The organism is Monashia sp. HAY1-5C (assembly GCF_056755255.1).
Map to the genome: position 1 here is coordinate 39058 of NZ_JBPGXG010000013.1, position 11960 is coordinate 51017.

General features: G+C 72.7%; 10 protein-coding genes and 1 pseudogene. 1 reads left to right on the plus strand and 10 read right to left on the minus strand.

Translation table 11 applies throughout. The annotated features are described in order from the left end of the window. Positions 1-9: 9 nt before the first annotated feature. From ACR9ZK_RS03645 to ACR9ZK_RS03690, 10 genes are all read right to left on the minus strand, one after another. The gene (locus ACR9ZK_RS03645; protein ID WP_481340388.1) at positions 10-552 is read right to left on the minus strand and encodes an amino-acid N-acetyltransferase; all 543 of its coding nucleotides are present in this window, start codon (positions 550-552) and stop codon (positions 10-12) included. After that, entirely contained in the window at positions 549-1775 is a 1227-nt protein-coding gene (locus tag ACR9ZK_RS03650; protein ID WP_481340390.1) for an LCP family protein, read from the minus strand. Before ACR9ZK_RS03650 ends, ACR9ZK_RS03645 begins: the two co-directional genes overlap by 4 nt. 22 nt (positions 1776-1797) lie before the next feature. Then, positions 1798-3132, minus strand: coding sequence for an FtsX-like permease family protein (locus ACR9ZK_RS03655; protein WP_481340392.1), 1335 nt, complete (start codon positions 3130-3132; stop codon positions 1798-1800). Next, entirely contained in the window at positions 3129-3887 is a 759-nt protein-coding gene (locus ACR9ZK_RS03660) for an ABC transporter ATP-binding protein (protein ID WP_481340394.1), read from the minus strand. The genes ACR9ZK_RS03655 and ACR9ZK_RS03660 overlap by 4 nt, the downstream gene beginning before the upstream one ends. Positions 3888-4135: 248 nt before the next feature. Then, complete coding sequence (locus tag ACR9ZK_RS03665; protein WP_481340396.1) at positions 4136-6751, minus strand: ATP-dependent Clp protease ATP-binding subunit; 2616 nt, start codon at positions 6749-6751, stop codon at positions 4136-4138. 307 nt (positions 6752-7058) lie between these two features. Continuing rightward, positions 7059-7433, minus strand: a complete 375-nt coding sequence (locus tag ACR9ZK_RS03670) for a hypothetical protein (RefSeq protein ID WP_481340398.1) — start codon at positions 7431-7433, stop codon at positions 7059-7061. A 226-nt stretch (positions 7434-7659) separates the two neighbouring features. Further along, complete coding sequence (locus ACR9ZK_RS03675; protein ID WP_481340412.1) at positions 7660-8163, minus strand: nucleoside deaminase; 504 nt, start codon at positions 8161-8163, stop codon at positions 7660-7662. Between the two features lie 110 nt (positions 8164-8273). Next, positions 8274-9026 carry an SAM-dependent methyltransferase gene (locus ACR9ZK_RS03680; RefSeq protein ID WP_481340400.1) on the minus strand — a complete coding sequence of 251 codons (753 nt, stop codon included), beginning with the start codon at positions 9024-9026 and terminating at the stop codon, positions 8274-8276. Positions 9027-9180: 154 nt separating this feature from the next. Beyond that, positions 9181-10476 carry an alpha-hydroxy-acid oxidizing protein gene (locus tag ACR9ZK_RS03685; RefSeq protein WP_481340402.1) on the minus strand — a complete coding sequence of 432 codons (1296 nt, stop codon included), beginning with the start codon at positions 10474-10476 and terminating at the stop codon, positions 9181-9183. A 132-nt stretch (positions 10477-10608) separates the two neighbouring features. Next, positions 10609-11430 carry a maleylpyruvate isomerase family mycothiol-dependent enzyme gene (locus tag ACR9ZK_RS03690; RefSeq protein WP_481340404.1) on the minus strand — a complete coding sequence of 274 codons (822 nt, stop codon included), beginning with the start codon at positions 11428-11430 and terminating at the stop codon, positions 10609-10611. 166 nt (positions 11431-11596) lie between these two features. Here ACR9ZK_RS03690 and ACR9ZK_RS03695 point away from each other — a divergent pair. Then, a pseudogene (locus ACR9ZK_RS03695) lies at positions 11597-11960 on the plus strand (proline dehydrogenase family protein); the annotation flags it as partial.

An 11960-nucleotide genomic window follows, 5' to 3' on the forward strand; every position in this document is an offset into this window, starting at 1 on the left:
GCCACGGCCTCAGAGGGTCAGCAGCATCCGGGTGTTGCCCAGGGTGTTCGGCTTGACGCGTTCGAGATCGAGGAACTCCGCGACGCCCTCGTCGTAGGAGCGCAGCAGCTCCGCGTAGACGGCGTGCGACACCGCCTGGCCCTCGATCGGCACGAACCCGTGCCGCTCGAAGAACCGCGTCTCGAACGTCAGGCAGAACAGGCGCCGGACCCCGAGCTCGCGGGCGTCCTCGACCAGCTCGCGGAGGATGCGTCCGCCGAGGCCCGTGCCGAGCTGGTCGTCGGCGACGGCGAGCGTACGCACCTCGGCGAGGTCCTCCCACATGACGTGCAGGGCCCCACACCCCACGACGCGCCCGTCGACCTCGGCGACACGGAACTCCTGCACCGACTCGTAGTAGGTCACCGCCTCCTTGCTGACGAGGACGCGCCGTTCGGCGAGGGGCGCGACGAGCGCCCGGATGCCGCGGACGTCCGCGGTCCGGGCGCGGCGGATCACCGGCAGGCCCGCACCGACGTCCGCGCCGACGCCCACGCCGGCGTCGGCGCTCACGAGAGGTTCCCGTCGCGGAACTGCGCGAAGAGGCGTCGCGCCTCGGCGCCGAGCACCACGATGGACTGGCCACCCGCCCAGCCGAACGCGCCCTTGGCGACGCCGCGGCCCACCTTCAGCGGGTTGAGCGTGTGCAGGCCGGCCGTGAACGTCAGGATCTCCTCGGCGTCGAGGTTGCTCCTGCCCACCCTGCTGAAGCTCGTCAGGGCCTGTGGGATGGCGATGGGACCGGCGAGCTTGGCCTTGACCGCTGCCGCGAGGATGACCTCGCCCTGGTGCCGCGAGCGGCCGAAGTCCCCGTCCGGGAGCGTCTTTCGCTCCCGGGCGTAGGCGAGGGCCTCGGCGCCGCTCAAGGTCTGGGCACCGGCCTTGATGACGAGGTTCCTGGCGTGCGAGGCGACGACGGTCTTCGGCACGACGATCGGGATGCCACCCTGCTCGTCGACGACCTTCTTGAACCCGGCGAACCCGATGACGACGTAGCCCCGGACCGGCAGCCCGGTGACCCGTCGCACCGTGGCCACCTGCGCCGACGGACCGCCGAACACCATGGCGGAGTTGATCTTCCCCTTGCCGCCGGTCGACAGCGGCACCCAGAGGTCGCGCGCCATACCCATGACGCCCCCGCCGCCGGAGCCGTCCTCGCCGATGACCTGGAGCACGTCGGCACGCGTGCGCTCCAGGGGCTGGCCCTTGCGCGCGTCGGACCCGATGGCGAGCACCCAGCGAGGGCCCTTGGGCCCGAGGCTCGGCCGGTCGATGCCGAGACCCGGCCACCAGCCGCCGACGACCCTCCACGTGGGTCCGACGGCGAGCGTGACGTCCGCACCCGCGGTGACGACGGCTACCGGCGTGCCCATCCAGGAGCCCACCGACGCCTTGGCGCCCGGCGGCACCGGCGCCGGCCTGCGTTGTGCCAGAGCGGACTTCGCCGTGGGGCTGACGGCCGGTCCGAGGTCGCCACCGGCGTATAGGCCCTTCACGAGCGCGGCCAGCGGCGCGGGTGCACCGGTCACGCCGCCCGATGCTGCGGACGACGGGCTCGCCGGACCCGACGAGCCCGGCCCTCTGGCCGTGCCGGCTGCCGAGGAGCCGTTGGACGGGGCCGGTGCGGCGGTGCACGCGGCGAGCAGGGCCGGCGTGACGGCGCCGACGACGGCAGCCACGACGGTGCCCCGCAGCCCGGTGCGACGGCGCGCGGTGGGGCGGTGCACGAAAGTCACCGCCCCACCGTAGACGACCGGTTCACGCGACGCGGGAGGCCGTCCGTACCAGGGACCGCGAGGCGAGGACCGATGCCAGCACGACCGCTCCCGCGAGCACCGACGTCAGGACGAAGCGGACGACAAGGGCAGAGTCGAGCTGGCTGCCGAAGGGCAGCATGAGCACGAGGACGAACCCCGCCGACACGCCGATGGTCACCGCGAGCGGGAGCGCGACCTCGAGGGCACGCGCCCGGTGCAGGGACCTCTGGCCGGTCCCGGCCAGGGCGAGCGCGCGGTACTGGTCGCGTTGGTCCAGGACGCGCGCGGCCTGCACCACGCCCGTCGACGTCGCTCCGACGACGGTGATGATCGCCAGGGTCACGAACGATCCCGTGCTGAGATCTGCCGCGAGGTAGCGCTCGAGCCCCCTGGCGGAGTCGTCGACCGAGGTGAGGCTCGTGAACCCCGTGACGATGACGGCGAGCCCGAGGGCACCCACGGCTCGCCACGTGCTCTTCGGGTCATCGACGATGCGCCGGGCTGCGAGCAGCGTCGTCGCCGTGGGCGCGACCCGTGCCGCGACGCGGCCGGCGACCATGACGACCCACGGCCCGACGGCGTTGACGGCCAGGATCATCGCGCCGAGCACGAGGACGATGACGACGCGGTCCGGCTCCTTCATGGGGGTGATGACGAGCAGCCAGGCGGCACCGGCGGCCGCCGCCACGAGGAGCCGGAGCAGGCTGAGTCGCCTCGGACTCGTGCGGGCGGCGACGCCGAGCGGGCTCACGACCACCCGGGACAGGCTCGAGGCCCCGGACAGCAGGGCCACGACGACGACTGCCGCGACGACCAGGCCGGTCTTCCACAGCGGTAGCAAGAGCTCGCCGAGCTCGAAGGTGCGCCCCTGGAACGTGAGCCGGGCCACGAGCGGTAGCACGGCCACGTAGAGGACGACGCCGGCCAGGGCACCGACGAGCGCCTGCGCGGCGGCCTCGGCCAGCGTCATCAGGGTCACCTGTCCGGTCGTCCCACCCGCGAGGCGCAGCACGGCCAGACGCTGGTCGCGCCGGGCGATGGCCAGTCTCGCCGCCACCCCGCCGAGGGTCAGGATCGGGATGACCAGGCAGGTCGTGGCGATCCACGCCAGCGTGACGTACAGCTCGCCGAGCGTCGCGGCGTCGATGGAGAGGCCGGCGACGCTGGCGTGCGGCGGGGTCGTGTTGCGCGCCTCGAACGCCGACAGGCCGGCGACACTGACGAGCAGGGCCGCGGTGGCGACGGCGAACGAGACGACGGCAAGGACGCTCGGCCCCCGGTCCGACTCGGCGGCGGCTCGACGCAGTCGCCACCAGAGCGACAGCGCGGCCCTCACCGCCCGACTCCGAGCACGGCACCGGAGGTGTGACCCGACGTCGAACGGGCGGTCGTCCGCTCCACGACGCGTCCGTCCCGCACCCGCACGACGGACTGGCACCACGCAGCGACGTTCTCGTCGTGGGTCACGACGACGAGCGATGCCCCGGTGTGCGCGGCGAGGTCGGTCAGGTGCCGCATGACCTCGGCGCTCGTGTGCTGGTCGAGCGCACCGGTGGGCTCGTCGGCGAACACGACGCCGGGCCGCGCCACCATGGCGCGCGCGATGGCGACCCGCTGGGCCTGTCCGCCGGAGAGCTCGCCCGGGCGCCGCTTCTCCAGGCCGGCGAGGCCGAGGGGTGCGAACAGGGGCAGGGCCTGCCGGGTGGCGGCCCGCCGCGACAGGCCGTCGAGCATGAGCGGGAGGGCGACGTTCTCCACCGCGGGCAGCTCGGGCAGGAGCATGCCCTGCTGGAAGACGAAGCCGAAGTCCTTGCGGCGCAGTGTGGTCCGTTCCCGGTCGGACAGGCGTGCGATGTCGCGTCCGCGCCACAGCACCTGGCCGCCGGTGGGTCGCAGGATGCCGGCGAGGACGTGCAGCAGCGTCGTCTTGCCCGAGCCGGACGGGCCCATGACGGCGATGCTCTGGCCGCGGTGGACGGTGAGGTCGACGCCGCCCAGCGCGGGCGGCGTCTGGCCGGGGGTGTGGCCGTAGGTCATGACGAGGTCGCGGGCGACGAGGCCCTCGGACGCGTTCGGGTCGTGGTTGCTCATGGCGTCCACCCTCGCCTCGGACGACCTGCCACGTCGTCGGCCGCCGGTCCCCATGCATGCGGCGCGGCTACGACCCCGGTCTGACCCCGCGGTGCACCGGCGTCAGACCCCCGGTCGAGGCCGCGGCGGGCGAAGTGGAGCGGAACGGCCATGGGGGAGGACGGCGAAGGGGCCGGGGAACGTGTCCCCGGCCCCTTCGGCCGATGGTGCCTCGTGAGGCCGACGAAGCGCCGGCTCCAGACCGTGCCTCAGCGCTCGCCGGACACCCCGCGGTCGGGGTAGACCGTGTCGTCGGGCACGGGCGGGCCGGCCGTGACGTTGACGCCGAGCGCCTCGTCGAGCGCGGCGCCCTCGGGCAGCTCGGGCAGGTCGTCCGCGGGGCGGTGCGTCTTGCCCGGGTGGGCCATGTCGGAGAACGTGAACGTCTCCTCCTTGCCCTCGCCCTCGGTGTCGACCTTGACGTACTGGCCGGACGTGAACTCGGCGTAGAGGATCTTCTCCGAGAGCGCGTCCTCGATCTCGCGCTGGATGGTGCGGCGCAGCGGGCGCGCACCGAGCACGGGGTCGTAGCCCTTCTTGGCAAGCAGGTTCTTGGCCGCGGGCGTGAGCTCGATGCCCATGTCCTTGTCCTTGAGCCTCTTGTCGAGCTTGGCGATCTCGAGGTCGACGATCTGGGTGATCTCGTCCCTGCTGAGGTGCGGGAACACGATCGTGTCGTCGACGCGGTTGAGGAACTCGGGGCGGAAGTGCTGCTTGAGCTCGTCGGTGACCTTCGCCTTCATCCGTTCGTAGTCCGAGCGGCTGTCGGGTCCGGCGCTGAAGCCCATGGAGGCCTTGGAGATGTCGCGCGTGCCGAGGTTCGTCGTCATGATGATGACGGTGTTCTTGAAGTCGACCATCCGACCCTGGGAGTCGGTCAGGCGGCCGTCCTCGAGCACCTGCAGCAGCGAGTTGAAGATCTCCGGGTGGGCCTTCTCGACCTCGTCGAAGAGCACGACCGAGAACGGCTTGCGGCGCACCTTCTCGGTGAGCTGGCCGCCCTCCTCGTAGCCGACGTAGCCGGGGGGCGAACCGAACAGGCGCGAGACCGTGTGCTTCTCGGAGAACTCCGACATGTCGAGGCTGATGAGCGCGTCCTCGCTGCCGAAGAGGAACTCGGCGAGCGTCTTGGCCAGCTCGGTCTTACCGACGCCGGTGGGGCCGGCGAAGATGAACGAGCCACCCGGACGACGCGGGTCCTTCAGGCCCGCACGCGTGCGCCGGATCGCCTGCGACAGCGCCTTGACGGCGTCGTCCATGCCGACGATGCGCTTGTGCAGCTCGTCCTCCATGTGGAGCAGCCGGCTCGACTCCTCCTCCGTCAGCTTGAACACCGGGATGCCGGTGCTGGCGGCAAGGACCTCGGCGATGAGCTCCTCGTCGACCTCGGCGACGACGTCCATGTCACCGGACTTCCACTGCGCCTCACGGGCGGCCTTCTCCTGGCGCAGGCGCTTCTCGTCGTCGCGGACGCGCGCCGCACGCTCGAAGTCCTGGCCGTCGATGGCCGACTCCTTCTCGCGGACGAGCGCGGCGATCTTCTCGTCGAAGTCGCGCAGGTCCGGCGGGGCCGTCATCCGGCGGATGCGCAGGCGCGCGCCCGCCTCGTCGATGAGGTCGATGGCCTTGTCGGGCAGGAACCGGTCGTTGATGTAGCGGTCGGCCATGTTCGCCGCCGCGACGAGCGCGCCGTCGGTGATGGTGACCCGGTGGTGGGCCTCGTAGCGGTCGCGCAGGCCCTTGAGGATCTCGATGGCGTGCGGCAGCGTCGGCTCCTGGACCTGGATCGGCTGGAAGCGCCGCTCGAGCGCCGAGTCCTTCTCGATGTGCTTGCGGTACTCGTCGAGCGTCGTCGCGCCGATCGTCTGCAGCTCACCGCGCGCCAGCATCGGCTTGAGGATGCTCGCGGCGTCGATGGCACCCTCGGCCGCACCGGCACCGACGAGGGTGTGGATCTCGTCGATGAAGATGATGATGTCGCCGCGGGTGCGGATCTCCTTGAGGACCTTCTTCAGCCGCTCCTCGAAGTCACCGCGGTAGCGGCTGCCCGCGACGAGCGAGCCGAGGTCGAGGGTGTAGAGCTGCTTGTCCTTGAGGGTCTCCGGGACCTCGCCCTTGACGATGTCCTGGGCCAGGCCCTCCACGACGGCGGTCTTGCCGACGCCGGGCTCACCGATGAGGACCGGGTTGTTCTTCGTGCGGCGGGACAGCACCTGCATGACCCGCTCGATCTCCTTCTCGCGCCCGATGACCGGGTCGAGCTTGCCCTCGCGGGCGGCCTGGGTGAGGTTGCGGCCGAACTGGTCCAGCACGAGCGACCCCGCCGGGGTGCCCTCGCCCTGGGCCTGGCCGACGCCGGCACCGGTCTTCTCGCCGCTCTGACCGCCCTGGTAGCCCGACAGCAGCTGGATGACCTGCTGGCGCACCTTGTTCAGCTCGGCTCCGAGCTTGACGAGGACCTGGGCTGCGACGCCCTCGCCCTCACGGATGAGGCCGAGGAGGATGTGCTCGGTGCCGATGTAGCTGTGGCCGAGCTGGAGTGCCTCGCGGAGCGAGTACTCGAGAACCTTCTTCGCGCGGGGCGTGAAGGGGATGTGGCCGGTCGGGGCCTGCTGCCCCTGGCCGATGATCTCCTGGACCTGGGCCCGGACCGCTTCGAGCGAGATGTCGAGCGATTCGAGGGCCTTCGCGGCGACGCCTTCGCCTTCGTGGATCAGACCCAGGAGGATGTGCTCGGTCCCGATGTAGTTGTGGTTGAGCAGACGCGCTTCCTCCTGCGCGAGGACAACCACCCTCCGGGCCCTGTCGGTGAACCGTTCGAACATGTTCTTCTCCTGACTGATCGAGAGACATCTCGATGCTATCCGTGCCCGCTGTCAGCGAGCACAACCCGACCAACGCGGCGGCCTCGGGTCCTGTTCCCCATCCTGAGTCGGTCGGGCTCAGGTTCCGAGCCTGTTCGCCATGGGCGGAACACACCAGTCCCATACCCGCGCCGCATCCGCACCCCGCTGTCCACGCACACTCCGACGAACCGGGCCCGCGCACCCTCCGCAAACCGACGCCACCCGAGGCCGGCCAACGCGACCGCGGCATGGCGCGGTTCCCCGCCGTCTTGGCGTCCCGGTGGCCTCAGAGCTGCGCCGTGGCGAAGTTCTCGGTCTCGAGTCCTCCGGCTGATGTCACGTCGCCGGGCCGGCTCGGGAAGTGGCGACGCCAGTCCTCGCGCAGCCGCGGCACCGGCATCCCCACGGAGCGCATCGCCTTGGTGACGCGCCCGAGTGTGCGCGCCGGGGTGGAGTAGATGTCCTTCGAGACGTAGCTGCCCGGGGTGACGACGGCAAGGGCCGCCTCGATCCGCGCCCTCGGCGTCGGCCCCGCCTCGCGCACGACATACACCCCGCGGAAGACCGGCTGGTGGCTGCGCCTCAGTCTGCCATCCGTGACTCCGGCCCCGATCGCGTCGGACCGGAGGAGCACCGACGTCTGCTGGTCAGGGGTTGCCATGCCGAGAGCCTGCCCGTTGACCGCGTCGGCGCGCAGCCGCTCTCCACAGCCCTCACGGGCGGCACCTTCACAACTCCGCCGTGGCGCTGTTGTTGGGGACGAGGGTGTGCTGCATCGGCCGTGGAAGTGCGCCGTGGCGCGGTTGTGGCGGGGAGTCGGGGCTCATCTGCCCGGGAAGTGCGCCGTGGCGCGGTTGTGGCGGGCGTAGGCGCAGGGCATCGACGCGTCAGCTCGGCGGGTGCCGGCGCGCGAACCGCTCGTGCAGGTCGCGGACCTCGTCCTCCAGCTCGGGCACCGGGCCCGCGACGACGGCGCCCGGCACGACGTCGGTGATCGCCAGGGCCCGGACCCGCGAGGGCGAGGCGCCCCACGACGCGCGCCACCGCACGAGCTGCTCGGTGCTCGCGGCGTAGACGATCCGACCCAGCCCCACCCAACCGTGCGCAGCCGAGCACATCGCGCAGTGCTCGCCCGAGGTGTAGACCGTCGCGGCGGCCCGCTCCGCCGGCGTCAGCCGGGCACCGGCCCACCGGGCGATGGCGAGCTCGGGGTGCTGGGTCTCGTCGAGCTCGACGACGTGGTTGTGGTCCTCGAAGAGCAGCTTGCCCTCACCCGACACGAGGACCGAGCCGAACGGCTCGTCGCCGCGCTCGAGCGCGAGACGGGCGAGCTCGACGGCCCGCCGCAGGTGGACGAGGTCGGCGCCGGTGACTCTCGACCCGGCGCCCACGCCACGCGCGCTCGGGCGGCCCGCACCCACGCCACCCGCGCCACCCGCGCTCCAGCCGCCCGCGCGGTCGTCGGTGCCGCCGCTGCGGCCAGCCAGCCGGTCGTCGCTGCTCATGCGACCCTCCCGGTGACGAGTGCGAAGGTGACGAAGGCGCCCCCGTCGGCCTCGAGCATCTGCTGCACGGGCGAGGTGGCCTGGCCCTTGAGCTCGTTGACGGCCCGCTCCCAGAGCAGCCAGTTGGCGCACCCCTCCGGCTGGCTGCGTGCCGTCACCGAGGCGAAGGCGCGGCTGAACTCCCACTGGCTGCGCAGCCACTCCGCGGTGTGCCACGCGGCGGTCTCGGCCCCGACGACACGGTCGAGGTGGTCCGGGATCTCGCCGAGCTCGCGCACCTCGGTGGTCAGGGCCGGCGTGGCGACGCCGAGCTGCCCGCCCGGGCGCAGGAACCTGGCCACGTACGGCGGGTAGTGGTCACCGGTACCGAAGTACTCCCACGCGTCGATGCTGACGACGGCGTCGAACGTGCCACGGCCGAAGGGCAGCTGGTGGGCGTCGACGCGCACCGGCAGGACTCGGTCCGCCACGCCTTCCTTGTCGAAGACGGCACCGGCCTCGCTCGGGTCGACCCAGAGGTCGGCGGCGACCACGTGCACGCCGTACTCCTTGGCGAGGAACACCGACGTCGCACCGAGGCCCGACCCCAGGTCGAGGACGCGCATGCCCGGGCGCAGCTCGAGGTCGGCCGCGAGGTCCTCGAGCAGCCAGAGCGGGTGCGGCCCCATGTCGAGGTCGACGAGCCACATGGCGTCGTACTTGGCGGACTTGGGGAAGGCGTCCTTCGTCAGGTGGTCGAGCGCTGGCATGCCCCGATCCTCCCTGTGACGGCCCCGCACGTCGACCGAGATCCACGGGCCGACCATGCGGACCGGTTCGACGTGACGGTGTGGGCGAGCGAACGCGTCGGTCCACCAGCGGGTTCGCGCGAGCGCCGCGTCGGCGGACGACGGGCGACGCGGGTCAGGTGGCGCGGACGAGGTCCTCGGGCGTCAGCCCGACCACCGAGGTGCGGCCCGAAAGGGCCAGCTGGAGGTCGAGCTCGGCGCGCAGGTTGCGCAGCACCTCGGCGACCCCGGCAGCCCCGGCCAAGGCCAGGCCGTAGACGTGCGGACGCCCGACGCCGACCGCGTTGGCTCCCAGCGCAAGCGCGACGAAAGCGTCTGCGCCGCAGCGGATCCCACTGTCGGACACGATCGGCATCCGTGAACCAGAGTGCCGCACCGCCTCGACGACGCCGGGCAGCGCGTCGAGCGCTGCCACCGACCGGTCGACCTGCCGGCCACCGTGGTTCGACACCCAGAGGCCGTCCACACCGGCGTCGACCGCTCGCCGGGCGTCGTCGGGGTGCAGGATGCCCTTGAGCACCACGGGGAGCGTCGTCAGCGACCGGAGCCGGGGGAGGTCCTCCCACGTCAGGGACGGCCGGCTGAACACGTCGAGGAAGGTGTCGGCCGCGGCACGCGGCTCGGGTGAGGAGAGGTTGCGACGCGTGTCGCCCGGGTGGTTGCGGCTGATGGACAGCAGCGTCGACACGGCGGCGGGGGTCGGACGCGGACGCTCCTGCGTCCCAAGGTGTTCCGCGGCCGCGAGCCGTTCGGAGACGAGGCGCCGGAACACCGGGTCGGACGTGTACTGGGCGATGCCCTCACCGCGGGCGAAGGGGAGGTGGCCGAGGTCAAGGTCACGCGGTCGCCAGCCGAGGTACGCGGTGTCGAGCGTGACGACGAGGGCCTCGCTGCCGCAGGCCTCGGCGCGGGACACGAGGCTCTCGACGAGGGCGTCGTCGCTGCTCCAGTACAGCTGGTACCAGTGGCCCGACCCGTCCAGCTCGCGCGCGACGTCCTCCATCGGCACGGACGCCTGGGTGCTGAGCACGGGCGTCACGTGCTGTTCGCGGGCGCCTCGCGCGACCGCGAGATCGGCGTCGCGGTGGGCCATCGACAGCACGCCGATGGGGGAGACGAGGAACGGCGAGGCGTGCCGCCGGCCGAACAGCTCCACGGACTGGTCACGGGCACGTGTGTCGACGAGCATCCGCGGCACGACCTGCCACCGGTCGAACGCCTGACGGTTGGAGCGGGCGGTCGCCTCGGACCCGGCCGACCCGGCGACGTAGGCGAACCCACGACGGGACATGACGCGGCGCGCGGCCTCCTCGCGCCGCGTCCCGTCGGTGGGCACGGCGGGGCGACGCCCGAAGACGCCCGCCCGGTACACGGCCGACTGCACCGCGCGACCGAGCCCTCCGTCAGGCATGCCGCCTCCTCGTCCTCGGGCCCGACTGCAGTCCGGTGCCGCGGGCTGCTGCCCCCGACGCCGCCCCGGCGGCTGCCCCGTCCGCCGCCCCGGCGGCTGCCCTGTCCGCCGACCCGGCCGAAGCCCCTGTCGTCACCACGTCACGGACACCGCGTCACGCCACCACCGCTCGAGCGCGTCGGCCGGCTCGACGTCGGTCCGGCTCCAGAGCCGCAGGAACACGTCGACGGCGCCGCCGGTCCACGCCACGTCGGCGTCGGCGGCGAGGGCCTCGACGTCGGTGAGCCGGGTCGTCGTGGCGGGTCGGTCCGGCGCGAGGTCGAGCAGCCAGGCGAGCGCGGCGTCGTCGGGCCGCACGAGCAGGCGCACCGGTCGCTCCGGCTGCACGCCCTGCTTGCCGCGCGGGACGAACCCGGTGAGCAGCTCGTCGATGCCGTCGGACGCGGCCCTTGGACGCAGCCACGTCTCCTCCGGACACGGCGGCCTCCCCAGGCGGGCCGCCATGGCGTCGACGGCGTGGACCGTCGTCTCGTGGCACTGCCGTCGCGTCCAGAAGACCCGCGGGGCGGGGGCGTCGTGGAGGAACGTGAACGCGTCGAGGTCGTCGGGGGCGTCGAACAGGGCCTGGAGCAGGCCGGTAGCGCCCTCGTCGAACCACGCGAGGAGGTCGGTCGCTGCCCGGCCCTCGGACTCGAGACGATCCGGGTCGGCCACCGGCGCACCGCGCACGTGGCTCGCGGCCCAGCGGTGCACCATCCCCTGGTGCGCGACGAGGTCGAGCACGGACCATCCGGGGCAGGTCGGCACGCGCGCGTCGAGGCCGGCCGAGCCGGCGTTGCCACGCAGCACGGTGGCGGCCGTGCCGAGGCCCTCGCCGAGGTCGTCGAGCGTCAGCCCGGAGGCCAGGGCCGAGGACGGGCCGCTGCCGGGCGCGTCGGGGGAGTGCTCGCTCACGGCCCCGAGTCTGCCCCAAGCGGCCGGGACGCGGAGAGCCGCGGAGAGGGGAAGCCACGCTGCCACAGCGGTCCCGGACCGGGCATCACGGCCCGCAGCGGTAGATTTCGCGCGAGGACGGCCACCGCCGCCTGCCCGTACCGCCAACGAACCCCGGAGGCCCGCCGTGGACGCCAGCGACCTGCTGCGCAACTCCCTCCTGCAGCTGTCCAAGCAGGAGAAGATCCGAGACGTCATCGAGAAGGCGCCCGTCTCGCGCTCGGTCGTCAAGCGTTTCGTCCCCGGGACCGACCGCGCCGACGTCGTCGGGGCCGCCGCCGAGATCGCCGCCTCGGGCCGGCTCGCCACCATCGACTACCTGGGCGAGGACACCGTCGAGCTCGCCCACGCGCAGCACACCCGCGACGCGTACGTCGGGCTGCTCACGGCCCTCGCCGACCAGGGACTCACCCAGGGCGGCACCGTCGAGGTCTCGCTCAAGCTGAGCGCCCTCGGTCAGGCGCTGCCCGGCGACGGCGACACGATCGCGC

Coding starts and splice junctions, on each gene's coding strand:
- ACR9ZK_RS03660 (WP_481340394.1), bottom strand. CDS start 3,887: ATGAGCAACCACGACCCGAACGCGTCCGAGGGCCTCGTCGCCCGCGAC.
- ACR9ZK_RS03665 (WP_481340396.1), bottom strand. CDS start 6,751: ATGTTCGAACGGTTCACCGACAGGGCCCGGAGGGTGGTTGTCCTCGCG.
- ACR9ZK_RS03670 (WP_481340398.1), bottom strand. CDS start 7,433: ATGGCAACCCCTGACCAGCAGACGTCGGTGCTCCTCCGGTCCGACGCG.
- ACR9ZK_RS03680 (WP_481340400.1), bottom strand. CDS start 9,026: ATGCCAGCGCTCGACCACCTGACGAAGGACGCCTTCCCCAAGTCCGCC.
- ACR9ZK_RS03685 (WP_481340402.1), bottom strand. CDS start 10,476: ATGCCTGACGGAGGGCTCGGTCGCGCGGTGCAGTCGGCCGTGTACCGG.